This window comes from Pantoea sp. SYBGC1 (genome assembly GCF_057197005.1).
Genome location: NZ_JBXUNM010000003.1, coordinates 1 through 25,002 on the forward strand (window position 1 = coordinate 1; position 25,002 = coordinate 25,002).

Annotated in this window: 20 protein-coding genes; 4 read left to right on the forward strand and 16 right to left on the reverse strand. The window is 56.9% G+C overall.

What is annotated here, in order from left to right; genetic code table 11:
• Positions 1 to 212: 212 nt before the first annotated feature.
• Positions 213 to 1,415 carry a serine hydrolase gene (locus AC2CF9_RS07265; RefSeq protein WP_484556652.1) on the reverse strand — a complete coding sequence of 401 codons (1,203 nt, stop codon included), beginning with the start codon at positions 1,413 to 1,415 and terminating at the stop codon, positions 213 to 215.
• Between the two features lie 271 nt (positions 1,416 to 1,686).
• Between AC2CF9_RS07265 and AC2CF9_RS07270 the strand changes: the two genes are divergently transcribed.
• Complete coding sequence (locus AC2CF9_RS07270) at positions 1,687 to 2,343, forward strand: HAD family hydrolase (RefSeq protein WP_484556653.1); 657 nt, start codon at positions 1,687 to 1,689, stop codon at positions 2,341 to 2,343.
• On the opposite strand, the gene AC2CF9_RS07275 is transcribed toward AC2CF9_RS07270, so the two are convergent.
• Positions 2,344 to 3,477: a PQQ-dependent sugar dehydrogenase gene (locus AC2CF9_RS07275; RefSeq protein WP_484556654.1), complete on the reverse strand. Its 1,134-nt coding sequence runs from the start codon at positions 3,475 to 3,477 to the stop codon at positions 2,344 to 2,346.
• A 105-nt stretch (positions 3,478 to 3,582) separates the two neighbouring features.
• Entirely contained in the window at positions 3,583 to 4,218 is a 636-nt protein-coding gene (locus AC2CF9_RS07280; protein ID WP_150018354.1) for a carbonic anhydrase, read from the reverse strand.
• 305 nt (positions 4,219 to 4,523) lie between these two features.
• On the opposite strand from AC2CF9_RS07280, the gene rimO reads away from it, so the two are divergent.
• Positions 4,524 to 5,849 (forward strand): 30S ribosomal protein S12 methylthiotransferase RimO, encoded by a 1,326-nt coding sequence (gene rimO, locus AC2CF9_RS07285; RefSeq protein WP_150018353.1) that lies wholly within the window; start codon positions 4,524 to 4,526, stop codon positions 5,847 to 5,849.
• Here the strand turns inward: rimO and AC2CF9_RS07290 are convergent.
• From AC2CF9_RS07290 to AC2CF9_RS07315, 6 genes are all read right to left on the reverse strand, one after another.
• Positions 5,846 to 6,295: a DUF4385 domain-containing protein gene (locus AC2CF9_RS07290; protein ID WP_150018352.1), complete on the reverse strand. Its 450-nt coding sequence runs from the start codon at positions 6,293 to 6,295 to the stop codon at positions 5,846 to 5,848. The two genes, rimO and AC2CF9_RS07290, sit on opposite strands and share 4 nt — an antisense overlap.
• 166 nt (positions 6,296 to 6,461) lie before the next feature.
• Entirely contained in the window at positions 6,462 to 7,367 is a 906-nt protein-coding gene (gsiD, locus tag AC2CF9_RS07295; RefSeq protein WP_484556655.1) for a glutathione ABC transporter permease GsiD, read from the reverse strand.
• A gap of 10 nt (positions 7,368 to 7,377) precedes the next feature.
• Entirely contained in the window at positions 7,378 to 8,298 is a 921-nt protein-coding gene (gene gsiC / locus AC2CF9_RS07300; protein ID WP_150018350.1) for a glutathione ABC transporter permease GsiC, read from the reverse strand.
• 48 nt (positions 8,299 to 8,346) lie between these two features.
• Positions 8,347 to 9,882, reverse strand: a complete 1,536-nt coding sequence (gsiB, locus tag AC2CF9_RS07305) for a glutathione ABC transporter substrate-binding protein GsiB (RefSeq protein WP_484556656.1) — start codon at positions 9,880 to 9,882, stop codon at positions 8,347 to 8,349.
• A 61-nt stretch (positions 9,883 to 9,943) separates the two neighbouring features.
• On the reverse strand, positions 9,944 to 11,779 hold the full coding sequence (gene gsiA, locus AC2CF9_RS07310; protein WP_484556657.1) for a glutathione ABC transporter ATP-binding protein GsiA: 1,836 nt from the start codon (positions 11,777 to 11,779) through the stop codon (positions 9,944 to 9,946).
• A gap of 12 nt (positions 11,780 to 11,791) precedes the next feature.
• Positions 11,792 to 12,742, reverse strand: a complete 951-nt coding sequence (locus AC2CF9_RS07315; RefSeq protein WP_484556658.1) for an isoaspartyl peptidase/L-asparaginase family protein — start codon at positions 12,740 to 12,742, stop codon at positions 11,792 to 11,794.
• A gap of 284 nt (positions 12,743 to 13,026) precedes the next feature.
• Here AC2CF9_RS07315 and moeA point away from each other — a divergent pair, with 284 nt between their 5' ends.
• On the forward strand, positions 13,027 to 14,262 hold the full coding sequence (gene moeA, locus AC2CF9_RS07320) for a molybdopterin molybdotransferase MoeA (RefSeq protein WP_150018346.1): 1,236 nt from the start codon (positions 13,027 to 13,029) through the stop codon (positions 14,260 to 14,262).
• Positions 14,262 to 15,017: a molybdopterin-synthase adenylyltransferase MoeB gene (gene moeB / locus AC2CF9_RS07325; RefSeq protein ID WP_484556659.1), complete on the forward strand. Its 756-nt coding sequence runs from the start codon at positions 14,262 to 14,264 to the stop codon at positions 15,015 to 15,017. Before moeA ends, moeB begins: the two co-directional genes overlap by 1 nt.
• Before the next feature lie 56 nt (positions 15,018 to 15,073).
• Here the strand turns inward: moeB and AC2CF9_RS07330 are convergent, their stop codons facing one another.
• The 7 genes from AC2CF9_RS07330 to AC2CF9_RS07360 all read right to left on the reverse strand — a co-directional run bounded on the left by AC2CF9_RS07330 (position 15,074) and on the right by AC2CF9_RS07360 (position 24,985).
• Positions 15,074 to 16,666: an ABC-F family ATPase gene (locus AC2CF9_RS07330; protein WP_039383434.1), complete on the reverse strand. Its 1,593-nt coding sequence runs from the start codon at positions 16,664 to 16,666 to the stop codon at positions 15,074 to 15,076.
• 283 nt (positions 16,667 to 16,949) lie between these two features.
• Positions 16,950 to 17,351: an H-NS family histone-like protein gene (locus tag AC2CF9_RS07335; RefSeq protein WP_039383432.1), complete on the reverse strand. Its 402-nt coding sequence runs from the start codon at positions 17,349 to 17,351 to the stop codon at positions 16,950 to 16,952.
• Between the two features lie 403 nt (positions 17,352 to 17,754).
• Positions 17,755 to 19,233, reverse strand: a complete 1,479-nt coding sequence (locus AC2CF9_RS07340) for a sugar porter family MFS transporter (RefSeq protein ID WP_150018344.1) — start codon at positions 19,231 to 19,233, stop codon at positions 17,755 to 17,757.
• 242 nt (positions 19,234 to 19,475) lie between these two features.
• Positions 19,476 to 20,990 carry an efflux transporter outer membrane subunit gene (locus tag AC2CF9_RS07345; protein WP_484556660.1) on the reverse strand — a complete coding sequence of 505 codons (1,515 nt, stop codon included), beginning with the start codon at positions 20,988 to 20,990 and terminating at the stop codon, positions 19,476 to 19,478.
• Between the two features lies 1 nt (position 20,991).
• Positions 20,992 to 22,560, reverse strand: a complete 1,569-nt coding sequence (locus AC2CF9_RS07350) for a DHA2 family efflux MFS transporter permease subunit (RefSeq protein WP_150018343.1) — start codon at positions 22,558 to 22,560, stop codon at positions 20,992 to 20,994.
• Entirely contained in the window at positions 22,557 to 23,714 is a 1,158-nt protein-coding gene (locus AC2CF9_RS07355; protein ID WP_484556661.1) for an HlyD family secretion protein, read from the reverse strand. The genes AC2CF9_RS07350 and AC2CF9_RS07355 overlap by 4 nt, the downstream gene beginning before the upstream one ends.
• A gap of 161 nt (positions 23,715 to 23,875) precedes the next feature.
• Positions 23,876 to 24,985, reverse strand: coding sequence for an SLC13 family permease (locus AC2CF9_RS07360; RefSeq protein WP_150018341.1), 1,110 nt, complete (start codon positions 24,983 to 24,985; stop codon positions 23,876 to 23,878).
• Positions 24,986 to 25,002: the final 17 nt, after the last annotated feature.

A 25,002-nucleotide genomic window follows, 5' to 3' on the forward strand; every position in this document is an offset into this window, starting at 1 on the left:
CGGCGGACGGGGCTGGCGCAGGGCCGGGGAGTGCAGAGGGCGCGGCCAGGCGTCCTCTGCCCGGTCGCCGCGCCGGGGCACAGGCTGCTGCTGCCGCTGACGGCGAACGGAACCGGCGCTTAATCTGCGCCCCGCAGCTGACGGCGAACGGAACCGGCCCCATGCCCCGTGGCGAACGGAACCGGCCCGGAACCAGCGCCTGCCCCCGCTTCCTAACTAAACCACTTCCCGAACCAGCCGTGGAATTTCATCATAATAAAATCCCAGATACGCCCGACAAAGCCGCCTTCCGGTACGGCTTCCATCGCCACCAGCGGGCGCTGCTCGATGGTTTTTCCATCCAGCTGGAAATCGATAGTGCCGACAACCTGATTTTTGGCGATGGGGGCTTCCAGCTGCGGCGTATTCAGGGTAAAGCTCGCTTTCAGATTTTTCATCTGGCCTTTAGGTACGGTAATCGCCGCATCTTTCGCCACGCCGAGATCCACTTCTCCCTTATCACCAAACCAGACGCGCTGACGGGCAAACGGCTTATCTGCCTTGATAGGCGTTACCGTTTCATAAAAACGGAATCCCCAGGTCAGCAGCTTTTCACTTTCGCGAAAACGAATGGCGTCGGTTTGTGCGCCCAGCACTACCGAGATCAGACGCATATCGCCATCAACGGCAGACGCCACCAGATTGTTGCCTGCGCCTGAGGTATGCCCGGTTTTAATGCCGTCCACTTTCAGGTTGGAGCTCCAGAGCAGCCGGTTGCGGTTGCGCTGTTTGATATTGTTAAACGTAAACTCTTTCTCGCTGTTGAGCGCATACTCATCCGGCACATCGATTATCAGCCGCTGGCCGATAATCGCCATATCGCGGGCGGTGCTGTACTGCCCTTCCGCGTCCAGACCATGCACCGTCATAAAATGCGTATTTTGCAGACCGAAGGCTTTAACGTAGTTGTTCATCAGCCCGATAAAGGCATCCTGACTGCCGGCAACATAATCTGCCAGCGCAATACAGGCATCGTTGCCGGACTGAATAACAATGCCTTTATTTAATTCTGATACCGGAATACGGTCACCGGGCTTGAGGAACATCAGCGATGAGCCGCGCAGTTTTGGATTACCGGTTGCCCAGGCATCCTGGCCAATTGTCACCATATCACCGTTATTGATCTTTCCTGATTTCAGCGCCTGCCCTACCACATAGCTGGTCATCATCTTGGTCAGACTGGCGGGATCGAGCCGCTGATCGGCATTCGATTCAGCCAGGACTTTGCCGCTGTTATAGTCCATCAGAACCCAGGCCTTGGCCTCGATTTGCGGAGCAGCCGGAGCGTCAACGGCCTGAGAAACAGCCGGGAAAATAAACAACAGCGAGGTGGCAGCCAGAGGCCGTAATAACGATGCGCAAAGGTGTAGTTTCATGGGCGTAACCAGATTGTCCTTGTAAAATCGGGGCTTTCGCGGGCGGGGAAGATCTCGTGTAAAACGCTAACGGTTCGCGCTGGCGAAAAAAACCGTTGAATCGTAAAGTTAATTAAGTTTTCTTATATTAATCCAGGTCAACATCCTGTCTGGTCCAGTGTATGCCGTCACCCGAAGTAAAAAACTGCGCACAATTCTGAATTTGTCCGGAAAAGCTAAGCCTGTCACAAAATTCCGCTACGCTGGAATCAGTCAGCCTGAGGAGAGCGTTATGGATCTTGCCGTGTTCGATCTCGATGAAACCCTGATATGTGATGACAGCACCAGCCTCTGGTTGCGCTGGCTGGTGTCACAGGGATTTGCGCCTGAAACAGTGATTGATGAGGATCGCAGGCTGATGCAGCGTTATCACGCTGGCGAGCTGCCCATTGAAGAGTATATGCACACCACACTGGCACCGCTGGCTGGCATGGCCACGCCGACCGTGGCTGGCTGGATAAGACGCTTTATCCACCGCGACATCCTGCCGCGTGTGTTTCCTGCCGCGCGGGAGCGCATTCAGTGGCATCAGCAGCGCGGTGATAAGATACTGATCATTACCGCCAGCGGCGACCACCTTGCCATTCCTATCGCTGAACGTCTGGGCGTGGACGGCGCGCTGGCCATCCATGCTGAAGTGGTTAATGCGCGCTACAGCGGTGCTATTCTCGGTACCGCAACCTATCGCGAAGGTAAAGTAGTTCGCCTGCGCGACTGGCAGGCCCGTCAGCAGGCGCTCAGTTTCACACGTACCTGGGCCTATAGCGACTCATTTAATGACCTGCCGCTGCTGGCCTGGGCTGACCACGCCTGGGCAGTCAATCCGGATGCGCGCCTGCAGCACGAGGCGGAGCAGCGCGGCTGGCAGATTTGCCGCTGGGCGCGCTGATTAGTTACCTGTTTCAGCCTGCTCCGGCTGCACGCCTGCCCGGAGCAATTTACCGCTGGCTTCATCGGTGAGTACGTAGAGCCAGCCATCCGGTCCCTGACGCACATCCCGGATACGTTCATTACGATCGCTCAGCAGCCGCTCCTCCTCCGTGACCCGATCGCCCTCAACGCGCAGTCGGATCAGGCTTTTATCTTTCAGTGCACCGATAAACAGCGCGTTTTTCCACTGCGGAAAGCGCGTACTGGTGTAGAACGCCATGCCGCTGAGAGCCGGTGACACTTTCCACCAGAACAGCGGCTGGTCAGTTCCTGCTACCTGCGTGCCCTTCGCTTCCGGCACCGGCTGCCCGCTGTAATCGATGCCGTAAGTGGCAAGCGGCCAGCCATAGTTGTGACCTTTCTCCAGCCGGTTTACCTCATCGCCGCCGCGCGGCCCGTGCTCACTCTCCCACATCTGCCCCGTCCAGGGATTCAGCGCCAGCCCCTGAGGATTACGCACGCCATAGCTCCAGATCTCCGGACGAGCGCCCTGCGTGTGAACAAACGGATTATCCTGCGGTACGCCGCCCTCCTGCGTCAGGCGAACAATTTTTCCTGACAGCTTATCCAGCTGCTGGGCGCTACTGCTGACAAAATTGTCGCCGAAAGCCACATAGAGAAAGCCCTGCCGGTCAAAGGCCAGCCGCGTACCGATATTCGCACCACCGGAGAGTTTAGGCGTCTGCTCCAGCACCACGCGAAACCCGTTAAGCTTCTGCATATCCTCGCTCAGCTGACCGTAACCCACGACGCCGCCGGCACGCCCGCGGCTATCGGCCGTGGTGTAACTCAGCCATACGCGGCGGCTTTGCGCGAAATCAGGTGCCGGAACCACATCCAGTAATCCGCCCTGCCGCTCAGCCCAGACCTGCGGCACGCCCTGTATCGGCTTCGACAGGCCGCCTTCAGGCTGCCAGCTGCGCAGCTGACCGGTGCGCTCGGTGATAAGCAGCGTGCGATTATCCGGCAAAAAGGCCACCGACCAGGGATGAGAGAGGTTGTCCTGCAGCACCTCTACCGCTACATCCGCGGCCAGCGCCAGAGAAGAACAGCTTAGTGCGCCGGAAATCAGCGCTGCTCGCCAGATATGCATAGGTTGCTCCTGTATTCGCTCTGCCGTTAAGGGTAGACAGCGCATACGCAGCAGCGGGGGAAATTTACAAAACATTAAGCCCGGCGCAGGCCGGGCTGAAGGGGATTACTCGAAGCAGGTTTCCGGGTTGTCAGACAGGCAGATAAACTCCGCGCCGCCTTTAGTCAGGGCGTTGATTTTCCCCGTTTCGATATCGTAAACCCAGCCGTGCAGACGCAGCTTGCCTTTACGCAAAGCAACCGAGACGGAAGGATGCGTTTTGATATTGTTCAGCTGCGCTATAACGTTCTCTTTCACCATCTCATTAAGGCGCACCTCAACAGAATCGTAGTTGCGCTCGTCAACCACAGATTTTGCGGCGTTAGCGTAGTGCAGCCAGTGATCGACCGCCGGCATGTTTTTCAGGTCGGCATTGGAGGCGATCGCGTTCATTGCGCCACAGTTAGAGTGTCCGCAAATGATAATTTCCGTTACGCCCAGCGCCAGTACCGCATACTCGATGGTGGCAGAGACGCCGCCTGGCTCCGGGCCAAATGGCGGCACAATGTTGCCGGCGTTACGGATCACAAACAGCTGTCCTGGCTCCTGCTGCGTGACCAGCTCCGGCACCAGACGGCTGTCTGAACAGGAGATAAACAGCGCTTTAGGATTCTGGTTGGAAGCCAGACTCTTGAAAAGATCCTTCCTTTCAGGGAATACGTTCTGTTGAAAATTCAGAAAACCTTTGACGATCTCTTGCATTTGTCTGCTCTCACTCTATGCACTGCTGCGCTGTCATCTCGTAGCCTGCCAGCGCATGCGTTTAAATTCTTCAGCGTTGAGAATAAGTTACCTTCAACAACCCATCATTTAAGCAAAATCGCAGCAACCGCACAACCCGCTGCGGGCTGAAATACCCGGCGTCAGGCTGCGCCATGCACTCTAAGCATAGCCATGCATTCATATTCTGCAGGCAGGCAGATTGTTGCTTAAGCTATACATTTTCCGCTGCAACCTCTGTACAATCGCGCTCCTGTCCATACTAATTATGATGAATTTTTATCCTTATGAGCCATGTCACTAATCCGCCACGCGTGGGCTTCGTCTCACTCGGTTGTCCTAAAAACCTCGTTGACTCAGAACGTATCCTGACGGAACTGCGTACTGAAGGCTATGACGTGGTGCCACGCTACGATGACGCGGAGATCGTTATCGTTAATACCTGCGGATTTATTGACAGCGCGGTTCAGGAATCTCTGGAAGCGATTGGTGAAGCGCTGAATGAAAACGGCAAAGTGATCGTCACCGGCTGTCTGGGCGCCAAAGTGGATCAGATCCGCGAAGTGCATCCGAAAGTGCTGGAGATCACCGGTCCGCACAGCTATGAGCAGGTGCTTGAGCACGTGCATACCTACGTACCTAAACCTGTTCATAACCCGTTTCTGAGCCTGGTGCCTGAGCAGGGCGTGAAACTGACGCCGCGCCACTACGCCTATCTGAAAATCTCGGAAGGCTGCAACCACCGCTGTACGTTCTGTATTATTCCATCCATGCGTGGCGATCTCGACAGCCGTCCGATTGGCAGCGTGCTGGATGAGGCGAAGCGTCTGGTTGAGTCAGGGGTGAAAGAGCTGCTGGTGATTTCGCAGGATACGTCTGCTTACGGCGTGGATGTAAAACATCGTACCGGTTTCTGGAACGGCGCGCCGGTAAAAACCAGCATGGTGAGCCTGTGTGAACAGCTGGCGAAACTCGGCGTCTGGGTACGTCTGCACTATGTTTATCCCTATCCGCACGTGGATGATGTCATTCCGCTCATGGCCGAAGGCAAAATTTTGCCCTATCTCGACATTCCGCTGCAGCACGCCAGCCCGCGCATTCTGAAGCTGATGAAGCGTCCGGGCGCCGTGGAGCGTACGCTGGAGCGCATCAAGCGCTGGCGCGAGATCTGTCCGGAGCTGACGCTGCGCTCTACGTTTATCGTGGGCTTCCCGGGTGAAACCGAAGAAGATTTCCAGATGCTGCTCGATTTTCTCAAAGAGGCGCGTCTCGATCGCGTAGGCTGCTTCCAGTACAGCCCGGTAGAAGGCGCCACCGCCAATCAGCTGCCGGATCAGGTTCCTGATGAGGTAAAACAGGCGCGTTTTGACCGCTTTATGCAGCTGCAGCAGCAGATCTCCAGCGAACGCCTGCAGGAGAAAGTGGGCCGCGAAATTCTGGTCATCATCGATGAAGTGGATGAAGAGGGTGCCGTCGGACGCAGCATGGCAGACGCACCGGAAATCGACGGTGCCGTCTATCTCAACGGCGACCGGCAGGTAAAAGCAGGTGATGTGGTGCGGGTGAAAGTAGAGCACGCGGACGAATACGATCTGTGGGGCAGCCGCGTCTAACCATATTTCTGCTGGTGCGCTTTTTTACGCTTCAGATAATCTTCGTCGGCGCGTAATTTATCCCAGCACGCTTTAAAGATGGCCGCCGCTGCGGCCTTCTCTTTTTCTACCGTTCGCGGCAGCTCTTTGCCATCCGCATCATATTTACGTCCACCCTGATGATTGCTGTAGCGCCGGGCGCGCGTATACCCCATCTGAATAAATTTGCGCGCCATATCCATACCGACAAAATCATCTTTTTCGCGATACTCTTCAAACAGCTGCATAATTTTTTCAGAAGACTCTTTCGCTACCTCTACGGTACGAAAACGCCACCAGGGCAAAATTTCACTTTTGTAAGGCTCTACCATCAGTACGCCCTGCTCGCCCCGCCCTACGCGATAAAGCTCGGGGTGCTGTCGTAAATCAAGATTTTTATAATCCTGCTGATAATCAAACGGTTCCATCTCTTTTCTCCTTTACGCCCTGAGCTGTCACCGGAACTGCTTTGCGCCGGCAGCATCTTTACCGGCGGAGTAACGTCCTGCGCAACGGCCCGGGGAAAATCTGTGAAAGCGTTATCGCTGCTCCTTCAATATTAGACACATTTAGTGGCCCGGGCCGGTTTGCTGCTCAGCTTTTCAGTTTCGGATCCAGCGCATCGCGCAGGCCGTCACCCAGCAGGTTAAACGCCAGAACGGTCAGGAAAATCGCCAGGCTGGGGAAAATGGCGACGTGAGGCGACATGACCATATCTGCCCGCGCTTCATTCAGCATCGCTCCCCACTCCGGCGTGGGCGGCTGTGCGCCGAGCCCCAGAAAAGAGAGGCTGGCGGCGGTAATAATTGAGGTGCCAATACGCATGGTGAAATAGACCATGATGGAGGAGATCGTGCCGGGCAGAATATGCCGAAAGATAATCGTGCGATCTGACGCGCCAATGCTGCGCGCCGACTCGATATAGGTCTGCTGCTTGAGCACCAGCGTGTTACCGCGCACCAGCCGGGCGAACGCAGGTATGCTGAAAATCGCCACCGCCACAATAACGTTGCTCATTCCGCTGCCCATAATGGCGACGACCGCTATCGCCAGCAGAATACCGGGAAACGCAAACAGCACGTCGCAGATGCGCATAATCAGTCGATCCCACCAGCCCTCATAGTACCCCGCCAGCAGACCCAGCAGCGTACCAATAAGCGCACCGATGATCACAGAGAAGAACCCCGCCATCAGCGAAATACGGGTACCTGCCAGCACCCGGCTGAAAATATCACGCCCCAGCGAGTCCACGCCAAACAGGTGCAGCCACGACGGCCCTTCATTCAGACGATCGTAGTCAAAATAGTTTTCCGCATCGAAAGGGGCGATCCACGGCGCAGCAAAGGCCAGCACAATCAGCAGCAGGACAAAGCTGCCTGCCAGCAGCGCCACATGCTGCTGGCGAAAACGGCGCCAGAACTCACGCCACGGGGTACGCACCCGGTTTTCCGTCAGGTGCGGCAGCTGTTTCACTGCCGCATCACGTCGCCAGTTTTTCAATTGCGACTCCTTATTTGTAGCGAATAGCCGGATTGATTGCCGCGTAAAGCATATCGACAATCAGATTGATCAGGATAAATTCCAGTGAAAACAGCAGCACTTCCGCCTGGATCACCGGGTAATCCCGCATCTCAACGGAGTCCACCAGCAGGCGACCGAGGCCAGGCCAGTTAAACACCACCTCCACCACAATGGATCCGCCCAGCAAAAAACCGAACTGCAGGCCCATCATCGTGACCACCGGGATCAGGGCGTTGCGCAGCCCATGTTTTACCACCACCAGCGATTCGCGCACGCCTTTGGCCCGCGCGGTGCGCATGTAATCTTCCTGCAAAACCTCAATAAATGAGGCGCGGGTAAAGCGCGCCATGATCGCGGCAACGGCCGCGCCCAGCGTGAGAGAGGGCAGAATATAGTGCTGCCAGCTATCCGCGCCCACGGTGGGCAGCCAGCCCAGCTCCACCGAAAAAATCTGCATCAGCAGCATCCCCAGCGCAAAGGCCGGGAACGAGATGCCGGAAACCGCCAGCGTCATGCCGATGCGATCGGGCCAGCGGTTGCGCCACACGGCAGAGATAATACCCAGCGCCATACCCAGCAGCACTGACCACGCCATACTGGTCAGCGTCAGCCACAGCGTCGGGTAGAAGCGCATCGCGATTTCGTCCGCTACCGGGCGTTTAGAGACCAGCGACTGGCCGAACTCCCCCTGCAGCGCGTTGAAAATAAAATGCCAGAACTGCTGGATCAGCGGCTGATCCAGTCCGAGCTCGCTGCGTACCAGCGCAACAACGGAAGCATCCGCTTCGGGACCGGCAATCAGACGTGCCGGATCGCCAGGCAGCAGATGCACGAACAGAAACACCAGTACGGCAACAATCAGCAGCGTGGGGATCAGTCCCAGCAAGCGTTTTAAAAAGTAGTTGAGCATGCAACATCCTGCGCAGCAGCGGCCAGCCGGAGCGGCTGGCCAGTCTGGTTACTTCAGATCCGCTTCGTCGAAATTAAACGAGGTATCCGGCATGACGTAGAACCCGGTCAGGTTTTTGTTGCTGGCCGAGAGCAGCTGCTCGACAACCAGCGGGATCCACGGATGGTCATTCCAGATGCGATCCTGCGCATCTTTGTAGAGCTGCGCTTTGCGTTCACGATCGGTGGTCTTTAATGCATCAGCCAGATCTTTATCCACCTGCGGATTACTGTAAAACGCGGTATTGAAGATCGCTGGCGGCCAGGAGGTCGTGGCGAACAGCGGCGTCAGCGCCCAGTCGGCCTCACCAGTCGAGGCGGACCAGCCGGTATAGAACATGCGTACACCACTCTCTTTTTGCCCTTTGCTTTCCACTTCCGCAGCGCGCTGTCCGGCATCCATAGCGGTGACTTTCACCTTCACGCCCACCTGCGCCAGCTGCTGCTGGGTAAACTGCAGCACTTTCTGCGCCGTGCTGTGGTTATGCGAAGACCAGAGCGTGGTCTCAAAGCCGTTGCCGTAGCCCGCTTCTTTCAGCAGCGCCCGCGCTTTAGCCGGATCGTATTTGATAGCCGGATAACGCTGAGCGAAATCGATAGAGGGCGGCACGATACCGGTAGCGGGCGTGGCATAACCGGCAAACGCCACTTTTGCCAGCGCCTCGCGGTTAATGGCATATTCCAGCGCTTCACGCACTTTCGGGTTATCAAACGGCTTTTGCGTCACGTTCAGGCTGATATAACGCTGCATGATTGAAGGCGTGGTAATGACGTTCAGCTTATCGTTGCTTTCAAGGCGTTTGGCCTGCTCAAAAGGCACCGGAAAAGCAAACGTCGCCTCGCCGGTCTGCAGCATGGCCGCGCGGGTGTTGTTATCCACGACTGGCCGCCAGGTAATGGTATCGAGTTTCGGATAGCCCGGCTTCCAGTATCCCGCCCACTTTTTCACTTTGACAAAATCGGTCTGATTCCAGGTTTCAAACTCATAAGGTCCGGTGCCGACCGGATGGAAGCCAATCTCTTTGCCATATTTTTTCAGCGCGGTGGGTGAAATCATCGCCGCCGCCGGATGCGCCAGATTGTTGATAAACGCTGAAAATGGCTGCTTCAGCGTGATTTTTACCGTGAGCGGATCGACCACTTCCGTGGTCGCAATATATTTGAACAGGTTATAGCGTTTAAGATGGTTGTCGGGGTTACTGGCGCGATCGAGGTTAACCTTCACCGCCTCAGCGTTGAAATCGGTACCATCCTGAAATTTGATGCCGGAACGCAGTTTGATGGTGTAAGTGAGCCCGTCAGCGCTGGCCTGAGAGCTTTTGGCCAGCACGTTTACCAGCTTCATCTCTTTATCAAAGCTGAACAGCCCCTGATAGAAGGATTTGGCAACCGCCTGCGACAATGTGTCGTTGGCGTCATAAGGATCCAGCGTGGTAAAGGTTGAGCTCACGGCAATGACTGCATCTTTTGCCGCCCAGGCGGGCAGCGACAGCGCAGCGCTCAGCACGCCAGCGGTGATAATCCCGTTACGCATAATCTGGTGCATGATGGTGCTTCTCCTGTAGTCCCTTGTGCTGCGTCCTGGGTTCAGGACGCTCTGTTATTCGTCAGGCGCCACCGATCGCATGGCGTGCCACAAAGTGTCCTGGCGCCACCTCCAGCAGCGGCGCGACTTCCGGCTCATCCCCCAGCGGACGTACGGCGCTGGGGATCTCATCAACCATTAACGCCCGTTCGCGATGCCGGTGTGCCGGATCCGCCACCGGTACGGCCGCCATCAGTTTGCGGGTGTAGGGATGACGCGGCTGCTCAAACACCGCCTGGCGCGGTCCTGTCTCAACGATCTGCCCCAGATACATCACCGCTACACGGTGGCTGATACGCTCCACTACCGCCATATCGTGCGAAATGAACAGAAAAGCGATGCCGGTTTCCCGCTGCAGATCCAGCATCAGATTGATGATCTGTGCCTGAACCGAGACATCCAGCGCTGACACTGACTCATCCGCGATGACCACTTTGGGATTCAGCGCCAGCGCTCGCGCAATACAGATGCGCTGACGCTGGCCGCCTGAAAACTCATGCGGATAGCGCTGCGCATGCTCCGGCTGCAGCCCTACCCGCTCCAGCAGCCAGGCAACGCGCTTCTCCGCCTGCGCGCGACTCATCACGCGATGGACCAGCAGCGGCTCCATCACAGAAAAACCCACGGTGAGGCGCGGATCGAGCGAGGCGTAGGGGTCCTGAAAAATAAACTGAATATCGCGCCGCAGCGCCGCCAGCGCGCTTCCCTGCAGCGCGTCGATACGCTGACCGTTAAAGGTGATGCTGCCGCCCTGACTGGCGACCAGCCGCAGCAGTGAACGACCGGTGGTTGACTTACCGCATCCCGACTCACCGACCAGCGCCAGCGTCTCACCGGCATAGAGATCAAAGCTCACTTTCTCTACCGCGTGTACCCGGCGCGTAACCCGGTTAAAGAGACCGCTACGCAGGTCGAAGCGGGTTGTCAGGTCACGCACCTGCAGCACCGGCGGGCGATCGCGACGCACGGTATCCTGCGGCAGAGCCGGCGCCTCCTGTCCGGCGGCGTTCAGCAGAGGAAATTTTGCCGGCAGTGGCTGCCCGCTCATCGCACCGAGCCGGGGCACGGCCGCCAGCAGCGCGCGGGTGTAGGGCTGAGCCGGTGCGTTGAACAGCTGCTGCACCGGCGCCTGTTCGATAACATCGCCGCGATACATGACCTGTACCCGATCGGCCATTTCAGCGACGACGCCCATGTCGTGCGTGATAAAAATCACGCCCATCTGCATCTCTTTTTGCAGCACGCGGATAAGCTGCAGGATCTGCGCCTGAATAGTGACATCCAGCGCCGTCGTCGGCTCATCGGCAATCAGCAATGCAGGCCGGCAGGAGAGCGCCATCGCAATCATGACGCGCTGGCGCATCCCGCCAGAGAGCTGATGCGGGTAGCGCGACAGGATAGCGTGCGCATCCGGAATGCGTACCAGATCCAGCATGCGCCGCGCTTCAGCGAGCGCCTGCTGATGGCTCATCTTCTGATGTAATCGTACTGACTCAGCAATCTGTTCGCCCACGGTAAATACCGGATTCAGCGAGGTCATCGGCTCCTGAAAGATCATCGCCATGTCAGCGCCGCGCACCTGCCGCATCTGACCGGCCGACGCGCGCATGACGTCCAGGATCTCCCCGTTTCGGCGGCGCAGCTTTATCTCACCGCTTATCTCGCTGCCCGCCTGCTGAATCAGGCGCATCAGTGCCAGTGACGTCACGGATTTCCCTGAGCCAGACTCACCGACCAGCGCCAGGGTTTCTCCCCGCAGCAGATCGAGCGAAAGATGACGCACCGCTTCAGTTTTACTCTCTTCATGCTGAAAAGTGACGCACAGATCGCGTACCGCCAGCACCTGTTGCTGTTCCATTCTGCCTGCTCCTTAGCTGTCGCGGTAAATGGCCACCTCGACTGTACCCTCAACGTAAGCAAAACCGCGGTACATGCCTTCGCTGTTAAACGGCAGAGCAAGGTTGCCCTGTACATCAACCGCAATCAGCCCGCCGCTGCCTTCCAGCTCCGTAATGGTGTCGTGGATGACGCTGGCGGTCGCCTGCTGCAGCGAGCGTCCTGCATATTTCATCTGTGCCGCAACATCATAAGCGGCCAGCGTTCGCATAAAGACTTCGCCGGTACCGGTACAGGAGACAGCCGCGCTGTCGTTGCTGGCATAGCAGCCGGCGCCAATCAGCGGCGAGTCGCCCACGCGGCCAGCCTGCTTATTGGTCATGCCCCCGGTTGAGGTCGCCGCGGCAAGATTGCCGTGCAGATCCAGCGCCACCGCACCTACGGTGCCGAGTTTGCGATCCTCATCCAGCGGCGTGGCAGCCGCGTCGTGATCGAGCTGCGTGGTGTTGCTGTCGCGCACGCGCAGCAGCTGCGCCAGGCGTTCTGGCGTTGAGAAAAAGTCAGCGGCAACGGGTTCCAGCCCCTGCGCCACGGCAAAGGCTTCTGCGCCGGCGCCGATCAGCAGCACATGGGGACTCGCCTCCAGCACTTTACGCGCGGCGAGGATCGGATGTTCAATATGGCTGACGCCCGCTACTGCGCCCGCCTGCAGCGTGCGGCCATCCATGATGCTGGCATCCAGCTCGTGTGTGCCCTGATGGGTGAACACCGCGCCCCGCCCGGCATTAAACAGCGGGCACGCCTCCAGCCGCCGCACCGCGTCAGTCACCGCATCCAGCGCGCTGCCGCCCGCGGCCAGGAGCTGCTGTCCTGCTGCGACAATGTCGTGCAGCTGCTGCCGGTATTGCTGCTCGCGCGCCGCGCTCATGGTACTGCGGGAAAGCGCACCCGCGCCGCCGTGGATAGCGATTACTGCCCTGGTCATTAGCTGCACCTGTCAGGATTATCAGCAGAAAAAACACTGATTTAGAATGGTTTTCATCATTTTCAGACAATTTTCGACTATAGGAAGCACCCGGCAGCTTGTAAAGCAGAAAGTGCATCAGCCCTCATAACCTTTTTTCAGGCTTTATATCTTTTTCCTTTCCCGGCAGACCCCGTTTACGGCTCACCGCGCGATCTGTGCGGCCGCGCCAAACGGGTCTGGCCTTACGCCAGCGCCTTAACCCATAATAGATGACATCTGACATTTATCCGCCAGGGAGCGATATGGAACCTAACACCGCAGGCTTAATTTCACTGGAAGAGGCGCAGCACATGATGCTGCAACCGCTGCAACCGGTCAGCGGGACCGAACAGGTTAGCCTGGCTAATGCTGCCGGGCGTATTACCGCAGAGGCGGTGGTTTCACCGCTGGATGTCCCCTCATTTGATAACTCCGCAATGGATGGCTACGCGGTGCGGCTGAGCGATCTCCGCGCTGGCGCACCGCTCGCGGTGGCGGGCAAAGCCTTTGCCGGCGCCCCCTGGCACGGTGAATGGCCGGCAGGCAGCGCGATCCGTATCATGACCGGCGCCCCGATACCGGCAGGCTGCGACGCGGTGGTCATGCAGGAGCAAACGGAACAGCACGCGGAGGGTATTGTGATCACTGCGCCGGTCAGCGCAGGCCAGAATATCCGCCGTATTGGTGAAGATATTCGCGCCGGTCATCAGGTTCTGGCAGCGGGTGTGCGGCTGGGTGCCGCTGAGCTGCCGCTGCTCGCCTCGCTGGGCATTGCCCGGGTAACGGTACGGCGCAGGCTGCGCGTAGCGATATTCTCTACCGGAGATGAGCTGCAGGCGGTGGGTGAACCGCTGGCAGAGGGCCAGATTTATGATACCAATCGCCTTACCGTCTCTCTGATGCTCAGCAAACTGGGCTGCGAGGTTATTGACCTCGGCGTTATCGCGGACGACCCGGCCGCGCTGCGTCACGCCTTCACGGCAGCAGACAGCCAGGCCGATGTGGTCATCAGCACCGGCGGTGTCTCCGTAGGTGAAGCTGATTTTACCCGCGAGATCCTCGACGAACTCGGATCTGTCAGCTTCTGGAAGCTGGCGATTAAGCCAGGTAAGCCGTTCGCTTTCGGCCAGCTGGCGAATAGCCTGTTCTGCGGGCTGCCGGGCAATCCGGTCTCCGCCGCCGTGACCTTTTATCAGCTGGTGCAGCCGCTGCTGGTCAGGCTGAGCGGCCAGACAACGCCGGCAATGCCGCTGCGCCAGCGTGCGCGGACGCTGGATCGTCTGAAAAAATCGCCGGGGCGCCTCGATTTTCAGCGTGGCGTACTCAGCCGCAGCAGCGAAGGCGTGCTGGAGGTGCGCTCCACCGGTGCGCAGGGCTCTCATGTTTTCAGTTCATTTGCGCTGGCCGACTGCTTTATTGTGCTGGAGCGCGAACGCGGTACGGCAGAAGCGGGTGAATGGGTTGAGGTTGAGCCCTTTAACAGCCTGCTGGAGGGGTAATGTCGCGTGAACTGACGCATGAAGAGATGCTGCGCTACAACCGGCAGATTGTCCTGCGCGGCTTCGACTTTGCCGCACAGGAGCAGCTCGCTGAGTCACGCGTGCTGATCGTCGGCCTGGGGGGGCTGGGATGCGCGGCTGCGCCCTGGCTCGCCTCCGCCGGCGTGGGGCATCTGACGCTGCTCGACTTTGATACCGTCAGCCTGAGCAATCTGCAGCGGCAGATCCTGCATCGTGATGAGACGATTGGCCAGCCCAAAGTAGAATCAGCGCGCGCGCAGCTGGCGGCAATCAATCCGCACTGCATTATTGAAACCTGTGACGTGCAGGCCGACGATGCGACGCTAAGCGCACTGATTGCGCGGCATGACGCGGTGCTGGACTGCACGGATAATGTGGCTACGCGTGAGCAGCTGAACCGCCTCTGTTTCCGGCAAAAAGTCCCGCTGATTTCCGGTGCGGCGATCCGCATGGAAGGTCAGCTGAGCGTTTTTACCTGGCAGCCTGGCGAGCCCTGTTACCGCTGCATCAGCCGCCTGTTTGGCGAACAGACGCTGAGCTGCGTGGAAGCTGGCGTCATGGCCCCGCTGGTGGGCGTAATCGGCGCGATGCAGGCGATGGAGACGCTGAAACTGCTTACCGCGTTTGGTGAACCCGCCCGCTCACGCCTGCTGATGTATGACGCAATGCGCGCTGAATTTCGCACTATGAAGGTGATGCAGGACGCACACTGTGACGTGTGTGGCGTCCCCTGAAATGCAAACAGGCCGCCCGGTCGGGCGGCCTGTTAAGCAGACAGAAAGAGCAGGGTTTATGAAATGCCCTGACTGCGCAGGTAATCTTCATAGTTACCGGTGAAGTCAACGATGCGCTCACCTTTCATCTCCATCACGCGCGTCGCCAGCGAGCTGACAAATTCACGGTCATGTGAAACAAAGATCAGCGTGCCTTCATACATCTCCAGCGCCATGTTCAGTGATTCGATCGATTCCATATCCAGGTGGTTGGTCGGCTCATCCATGATCAGAATGTTTGGCTTCTGCATCATCAGCTTGCCAAACAGCATCCGTCCTTTCTCACCGCCCGACAGCACTTTAGCTGGTTTTTTGATGTCGTCATGGCTGAACAGTAAGCGGCCCAGTACGCTGCGCACGGCCTGTTCATCATCGCCATCCTGCTTCCACTGGCTCATCCAGTCGAACACGCTAAGGTCTTCGGCAAAATCTTCGGCATGATCCTGCGCGTAATAGCCGATGCGCGCATTTTCAGACCATTTAACGCTGCCGCTGTCCGGCGTTAATTCGCCCACCAGCGTTTTCAGCAGCGTGGATTTACCAATACCGTTGGCACCCAGAATTGCCAGCTTCTCGCCCACTTCCAGCATCAGGTTCAGCTTATTAAAGAGCGGGCCGTTATCAAATCCTTTCGTCAGCGCTTCAACTTCCAGCGCATTACGGAATAATTTCTTATCCTGCTCAAAGCGAATATAAGGGTTCTGACGACTGGAGGCTTTGACTTCATCCAGTTTGATTTTATCAATCTGTTTTGCGCGCGATGTTGCCTGACGGGATTTAGAGGCGTTAGCACTGAAGCGGCTGACAAAAGATTGCAGGTCAGCAATCTGCGCTTTCTTTTTCGCGTTATCGGCCAGCAGACGTTCGCGCGCCTGCGTCGCCGCGGTCATATATTCATCATAATTACCGGGATAGACGCGCAGCTCACCATAATCAAGATCCGCCATATGGGTGCAGACCATATTTAAAAAGTGACGGTCATGCGAAATGATGATCATGGTACTGTTACGATCGTTCAGCACCTGCTCAAGCCAGCGGATAGTATCAATATCCAGGTTGTTCGTCGGCTCATCAAGCAGCAGAATATCGGGATTAGAGAACAGCGCCTGCGCCAGCAGCACACGCAGTTTCCAGCCCGGTGCGATTTCGCTCATCGGCCCGTAATGCTGCTCCACCGGAATACCGACGCCCAGCAATAACTCACCGGCTCTGGATTCCGCGCTATATCCATCCATTTCACCGTAAGCGACTTCGAGATCGGCAACTTTGTAGCCTTCTGCTTCACTCATTTCTGGCAGTGCGTAAATACGATCGCGCTCTTCTTTTACGGCCCAGAGTTCCTGATGCCCCATTATGACCGTATCCAGCACACTATATTGTTCAAAGGCAAACTGATCCTGACGAAGCTTACCAATACGCTCGTTGGGATCGAGTGAGACATTGCCGTTGGTAGGCACCAGATCGCCGCCCAGTATTTTCATAAAGGTCGATTTACCGCTGCCGTTTGCACCGATTAAACCGTAACGGTTACCTCCGCCAAACTTAACGGAGATATTCTCAAACAGCGGCTTGCTGCCGAACTGCATAGTGATATTGCTGGAAACTAACACGGCATTGACCTTTGTTACACGGTGGATGAAAAAACAGCGGGCATTATGCCAGAGATGGGCTATATGAGCCAGTCTGCGCCTGGCAATGGCGCAGCTTTTACGCAAAGGGATTGTTAGCAGACGCAAAATAGCGTTGCCGGCATCCGGTAGCAGACGCTTCTCGCCTGCCGACGTTACGTCATCGTTATCAGTTAGCGCAGTTTGTTACATAAATTAAAACGTCAGCCAATAAAAAAGCCGGAGGCAATATGCCCCCGGCTCCCATATACAAGGATTGCGTCGCTTATTTAATCAGGAAACTGTCCAGGCTCTTGCCGGCATCCAGCGCTTTTTTAATCGCTGCTGGCGTGCGGCCCTGACCGGTCCAGGATTTTTCATCACCGTTTTCGTCGGTATAAGTATATTTAGCCGGACGCGGTGCGCGCTTGGCGCGTTTTTTACCGGTTTCAAGTGCGCCCAGTAATTCGTTAGGATCGATGCCATCAGCCAGCAGCATTTCGCGATATTTAGACAGCTTCTCTTCTTTTTCGCGGTTTTGCGCTTCTTCGGCTTCAACTTCTTCACGACGCTCAGTCACAACGACAGTTAATTTTTCCAGAATCTCTTCCAGATCGCTCAGTGGCAGTTCACGCGCCTGCGCACGTAATGTGCGAATGTTGTTCAGTACTTTAAATGCGTCACTCATCACAATGTCCTTGTTAAGGGGTATAAATAAACTGTAGCGGCAAGATTACCCAATTCAAATAAAAAAATAAATTAATTTTGCAGACCGGATTATTCTTAACAGGTTCGCTTATTGTTATTGTTCAGTAAGGATAAGCCTTACCGGTTAACATTAAGCGTTAATAAACTGATAAGGTTTCCGGGCAGCTGTTGCATTGATATCGATTTCATTTGCTAATCCCGCGAGCGAAACAAGTAGTTAGCGAAATTTTAGTTTGTGACATCCTGCAGGCGAAGCGTAAAAATAATTAATCATGTATCCGTTATTCACTTTTAATGCGCGTTTTATTGATGTGGCTCTCAGCCTGACTGACAGACTAAAAAGAAAAACCGGCCTGCGCCGGTTTTATCAGAGAAATCTATTTTCAACTCCCCTTCTGGGCCGATGGCCTCATTACCTGACGCGGCGATGTTTCCGTCAGCCAGTCGCGCAGATAATGCTCAATCTGCTCCAGCGAACGATTACGGGTTTCCGGTACGCAGCAGAAAACAAACAGCGTTCCGAACAGGCCGGCTGCGGCAAAAATAAAAAAGGCCCCTGACAGCCCCACCCATGCAAGCAGCAGCGGAAACAGTAATGAGATAGTAAAATTAGTCAGCCACATGGCAAATACCGCCCCGCCCATAAATATACCGCGCAGCCGCGTCGGAAAGATTTCGGATAAGAGCAGCCAGGTAACCGGTGATAATGCTCCCTGCTGAAAACTTAAAAACAGCAGCATGCCCAGCAGGACCATATAGCTGCGCAGCATATCAGGCTGACCATTTACCGTTTCCGGCATGAAGTAGCTGACGGCCCCGATAAAAACCAGGCAGGCGGTACACCCTATCTGTCCGATAAGCGCAAGGGGACGGCGTCCGATACGCCCCAGCAGCCAGATCCCCGCAAAGGTCATCAGCACTGAGATAACGCCATTGGCGATGGTGGCAACCAGCGCCGCATTATCATCCATACCTACGGCTTTCAGCATTACCGGCGCATAGTACATGATGGTGTTGACGCCGGTGAGCTGCTGAATAGCAGCTATGCCTGTGCCGATGAAAAAGAGTTTCAGCAGCCAGGGCTGGCGTAACTCGCGCAGGCGCGGACGCTGCTGCTGCTCCTCTTCCAGCGTCTCAGTGATCTCGATCATCTCCCACTCCACGTCCTCACGTGCGCGGGTCCGCTCCAGGACTCTGCGGGCTTCAGCCAGACGCCCTTTCATGGCATACCAGCGCGGCGTATCCGGCATAAACATCATGCCAAACCAGAGCAGCACTGCGGGCAGCGTCGCCACCGCCAGCATCCAGCGCCAGGTACTCTCACCGCCCCAGGCGGCATGAAACCCGGCATTGGAGATATAAGCCAGCATCTGGCCGGAGACGATCATCAGCTCCTGCATTGTGACCAGCTGACCACGTTTATTGGCAGGTGCCATCTCCGCAATGTAAACCGGAACGGTGGCAGAGGCGCCGCCGACGGCGACCCCGAGGACCAGGCGGAAGAAAATCATCCATTCAGCATCCGGCGCCAGCGCCGTGCCCAGCGCGCCGGCCGCAAAAATGGTTGCCAGTACCAGAATGATTTTTCTCCGCCCGACCGCTGCGGCAAAATGCCCTGATATCAGCGCACCAAATGCCGCACCAAACAGCAGACTGCTGGTGACAAGGCCGGTGGTTAATGGCGTCAGATGTATATCATCCCCCATGAAGAGCAGTGCGCCGGAGATGACGCCGGTGTCATAGCCGAACAGCAGCCCGCCGAGAGTGGCAACGGCCGCTATCACTTTAACGAAGGGTTCAGTACGCGTATTACTGTTCGGTCCTGAGGCTTTATTGAGGGTAAGCCAGGTTTCACGAGGCATTGCTAACTCCATTTCTGAAAGATGCATCAAAAATAGAGTATTTTTGCCATAAAAATTAAATATGAAATTTTAGTTTTGCCGTGTTCATCATAACTGATGCCAGGAAATTAGATGCCGATCACATAAACTCAGCGTGAATCTCTTTTTATGTCAGCGACAATACGCTCAAAATTTAATCCTTACATAAAAAGGAACATTTATTTCAATTATCAGGTCGTCCTTTTATCGGGACGACCTGAACGTCAGTTGACCTGCGTGGCCGGACCAAATACTGCGTAGTCTGGCAGAGTCACCTGCTGATAATTTTCCCAGCCGCCGCCCAGCGCTTTATAGAGCGCGACCAGATCGAGCGCGCTTTGCGTACGCGCCTGTACCGACTGTGCTTTTGCCTGCGCCAGCTGTCGCTGCGCATCCAGCACGTCAAGAAAGGTTGTCAGGCCCTGTCGGTAGCTGTCACTGGCCAGATCGAATGTTCGCTGCAGTGCACCGGTGGTTTCATCCAGCGCGGTAACCTGCTGCTGATCCGCCCGGTAGCTGACCAGCGCATTCTCCACATCCTGCAGCGCCGTCAGCACTGTCTGCCGGTAATCCAGTGCGGCGCTGGCCTGCTGTGCCCGCGCCAGCTTCACGCTGGAAACCAGCCGTCCGCCCTGAAAGATTGGAATAGAGAGTGACGGACCGATGCTGAAAAAGTGGCTGCTCCAGTCATCAAGGTAGCTGGCGTCGGTATTGCGAACCCCGAGCTGCCCCGTCAGAGAGAGATCCGGAAAGAGGCTGGCAACCGAAACGCCAATATTGGCGGTCTGCGCATGAAGCGTGGCTTCAGCCTGGCGAATATCGGGCCGCCGGCGCGCCAGCGTCGCCGGGATCCCCACTGGTACCAGGCCTGGCAAAGCCGGCAGCGCTTTCGCCGTCATCAGCTCACTATCCAGCGCGCCGGGCGTTTTCCCGAGCAGGACCGCCAGACCGTTCATCGCCTGCCGCGCCTGCGCCTCATACTGCGGCAGCTGCGCATTAAGCGAGGCGAGCTGTGCCCGGGCATTTTCCACATTTGTCGCCGGTGCCAGCCCGTTTTGCTGCTGGCTTTGCGTCAGCTCCCAGGTCTCCTGCGCAACTTTTATCTGCGTCTGCAGCGTAGCCAGCACCGCCTGCGCTCCGCGCAGCTGCAGATAGGCGCGCGCCACTTCAGCTTCTACTGAAATCAGTACGTCATCACGCTGTGCAACAGCTGCCTGCTGCTGCGCATCGGCGGCCTCCATCTGCCGGCGTACCTTGCCCCAGATATCCAGCTCCCAGCTGGCATCGAAGCTGCCCTGATAGAGCGTGACGGAGTGGTTCAGTCCATCCAGCTGTCCGGCAATATCATCATCCACCCGATCGTATACGCCGTTGGATTTCAGCAGGCCTTTCAGACCCAGCTGCTGCCGCGTGACTTTGGCTGAGCCATTTAGCGCGGGAAACAGCCCCCCGCGCGCCTGCGCCAGCTGCTGCCGCGCACCGGCGATGCGTAACACCGCCTGCTGCAGCGAGAGGTTACCGCTGATAGCGCGATCGATCAGGCTGTTAAGCTGCGGATCGTTAAAGCTGCGCCACCAGAGCGGGTTGGGTGCAGCAGCCAGCGGCTTAGAGGTTTCCTGTGACGACAGTGCGTGAAAGCTGCCGGGCGTCTGCGGGCGCGGAGGCTGATAGTCGGGGCCGACGGCACAGCCCGCCAGCAGTAGCGTCAGCGGCAGCGCAACGCGTGAAAAGGTTCTCATTTTAGTGTGCTCCTGCACTGCCTTCGCTCTTAATCGGCGAAAGTAACCAACATAGAGGGATCAGTATCATGGCGACGATGCTCAGTCCCGTGAACACGTCGATATAGGCAAGGATGCGCGCCTGAGCGATCATCTCCTGATAGAGCTGACCCGCGGCAAGCTGCAGCGGATCGCCAGCCACCTGGGTAAAATCGCGGATCGCCTGAGCCCACTGCTGCAGTGTCAGGTTGAACTGCTCATTCAGCGGCGACATGTTATGCACCATGTGCGCGGAACGCACCTGTTCACGCTCGGTGATCCCGGCGGTTGCCAGTGAGATACCGATAGATCCGGCCACGTTACGAAACATGGTAAACAGCGCGGACGCATCGGCATTAAGCTTCTGCGGGATCGTGACAAACGCAATGGTGGTAAGCGGAACAAACAGAAAGCCCAGCCCGATAGACTGCGCGCTGCGCATCAGCACCAGGGTTTTGAAATCCACGTCCGGCGTCAGCGTACTGGAGTAAAAAAAGGCCAGCGCCAGGCAGCTGAAGCCGAAGGCGATAATATAGCGCGTCTGCACAACTGGCATCAGCTTCAGTACCAGCGGAATGGTCAGCACGATCAATACGGCACCGGGCGACAGCACCAGCCCTGACCAGGTGGCGGTATACCCCAGATCCTGCTGCGCCAGCTGCGGCAGCACCACTGAGCTGCCGTAGAGGATCATAGCCATACCGGCCATCAGCAGACCGGCGACCCAGAAGTTACGATCTTTCATCACGCGGATATCCACGACCGGTTTACGCGCATAGAGCAGCCAGTATACCGCGCCCACCAGCCCCACCGCGGCCAGCATGGCGAACAGACGAATAAAGTGCGAAGCGAACCAGTCTTCATCCTCACCGCGATCGAGAAACACCTGCAGACAGCCAAGACCCAGCGTAATCAGGCTGATGCCGATATAGTCAATTTTCAGCCGGCCTTTATCCCATTTGCGCTCCCACGGCGGATCTTCAAGCAGCTGATAGATCGCCAGCACGGTTAAAATCCCTACCGGAATATTAATAAAGAAGACCCAGCGCCAGCTGTAATTGTCGGTGATCCAGCCGCCCAGCGTCGGGCCAATCACCGGTGCCACAATAATTGCAATCGAAGAGAGACCAAAAGCTTTACCGCGATCGGCCGGCTTGAAGTAATCGAGCAGTACCGATTGCTGAACCGGCTGCAGGCCGCCGCCAAAAAAGCCCTGCAGCACACGAAACAGAATGATTTGCCACAGCTCGGTGGCAATGCCGCAAAGAAACGAGCAGATAGTGAACATCACAATACAGATCAGGAAGAACTGCTTGCGGCCAAATAAGCGGCTGAAGAAGGCGGAGATCGGCAGCACAATGCCATTCGCGACCAGGTAGGAGGTCAGTACCCAGGTGGATTCGTCATAGCTGGAGGAGAGCGAACCCGCGATATGCGGCAGCGCAACGTTAACGATGGTGGTGTCCAGGATCTCCATGAACACCGCCAGCGTGACCGTAATGGCGACCAGCCAGGGGTTGCTGGCCGGGCGCCAGCTCTCGCCTGCACTCATTCTACCGTCACCTCAGGCTCTACCGAGAGTCCAAGCGGCAGCGGATGGGCAGGATCCAGTCCGCTATCAATAACGATTTTAACCGGGACGCGCTGCACGATTTTCACATAGTTACCGGTAGCGTTCTCTGACGGGAAAGCGGAGAAACGTGAGCCTGAACCCATCTGAATGCTGTCGACGTGGCCGTGCAGTTTCATATCAGGCCATGCGTCCACGCTGATCTCGACTTTGTCACCCGGATTCATGCGCGCCAGCTGTGACTCTTTGAAATTCGCGGTGATCCAGATATCGGGTGACACCAGCGAAAAGAGGGCTGAGCCCGCCTGCACCAGCGTACCGAGCTGCACGTTGCGTTTGGTGACAAAACCGTCGTAAGGGGCACGTACTTCAGTGTAAGAGAGATTCAGCTCTGCGGTATTAAGCTGCGCCTGCGCCTGCTCCACCTGCTGCTGGCGCGCTTCCACATTTGTTTCCTGTTGCCGGATCTGCAGTTTGACCTGTGAGGCGACCTCAACCTGCGCTTTAGCACTCTGCAGCTGCGCTTCCGCTGAGCGCAGCTGCGCCGCGGCGGTGTCGATATTACGCTGAGACGTGGCGCGGGGATCCACGCCGCGCTGACGGCGGTAATCCGCCTGCGCATTGAGTAAGTTCGCCTGCGCGCTCGCCTGCTGCGCCAGCGCCTGATCGCGCTGCGCCGGATACTGCACGCGCGAAAGCGCCAGCTGCGCCTGCGCCTGATGCAGCTGAGCCTGAGCCAGCCCCAGCTGTGCTTTCGCCTGATCGCGCTGTGCAGCGCTGTCGCGCGGATCAATCACCACCAGCAGGTCGCCTTTTTTCACCCGCTGGTTATCTTTTACCAGCAGCTGCACCACGTAGCCTGAAGCTTTAGGTGCCACGGTAACGGCGTTACCCTCTGTAAAGGCGTCATCGGTGGTTTCAATATTGCGGGTGGTAAACCAGAACCAAAACCCCACTATCAGCATAATCACCACAACAATCGCGAGAATAATCAGCGGCTTTTTACCCGGCCGCTTACGCGGCTGATCGTCATCCTGATTATCTTTGTCCTGTTGCTGCTGCTGACTGTTATCCTTCTGCGGATCGTTGTCGTTATCTGACGGCTTCTGCGGGTCCTGCTGCTGATTTTCGCTCATAATTTGTCATCACTGGCTGAAAGCCCGATCCCCGGGCATAAACGGTCAACTTAACATTAGATAATAAATTGACAAATTCCAGTGTAACTTTACATAAGTGGAGACGGGCGGCACGTTATGCCACAGCAGCGGCTAAGGCGCTGAAGAGCCAGCGCCCGCACTCAGTGAAGCCACTGCAGCAGCAGCCAGCCGCACAGCATTGACCACGCCAGCATCGGCAGTGAGAAGAGATGAAAACGCCACCACACTTTTTTATCCTGCGCCATGCGCAGTGCAATCAGGTTCGCCAGCGACCCTGGCAGCAGGCCAAAGCCGCCGATATTCACCGCCCAGGCGAGCACCACAGAGGGATCGGTTTTTTGCAGCAGCAGGATAGTGGCCGGGACGTTACTGATAAACTGCGACAGGCCGATAGCCAGTAAATAGATACCGCCCTCCCCCAGCTGTCCGATACGGGCAAACCACGGCTGCAGGGCAGGCAGATGCATGAGCAAAAAGACGTCGATAAACATCGCGACAAAAACCAGCAGCAGGCTCCAGTCGATTGCGGCCAGCACCCCTCGCGCCATGATCAGGAAGCAGGCGGCGACCAGCAGCAGCGCCCAGCCCGTCATCTTCAGCTCCAGCGCCACGATAAACACGATATAGAGCAGCAGACTGACGCTGAACAGGCGCCGGCTCCACTGCTGCGACCCGGCGTCGCTGTGTTTGTCTATGCGCTGTGCCGGGAAGCTCCACCAGGTCAGCGCGATCAGCGTTATCATCAGCACAGCCGCCAGCGGCAGCATCTGCAGGATGAATCCGCCCACGCTCAGCGAGCCGTGACTCCACAGCAGAATATTTTGCGGATTGCCGACCGGGGTCAGCAGCGATCCAGCGTTGACCGCCAGTGCTTCAAAGATAATGAGCCGCGAGACCGGCAGATGGGAAAATTTACGCAGCGTCAGCGTCAACGGCACCAGAATAAATAGCGCGACATCGTTGGTCAGGAAGGTTGAAAGCAGCGCGGCGGCGCAGACCATAAACAGCGCCAGCGCACGTTCATGCTGAAAACGCTGAATCAGGCGGGCGCCCAGTACGTCAAAATACCCGCTGTTCTCCAGCCCTTTCGTCAGCATCAGCAGGCCGGTCAGCGTCATGATGGTCTGCCAGTCTACGGCAGCCGGCAGCTGCGACCAGCGATACTCTGCCAGCGGCAGCAGTATCACACCCAGCAGTAACAACAAATGCAAAATACGGTCACGCATTAAGGATCGAAGCACGATGGGCATGATAGCGGCAGGCCTTA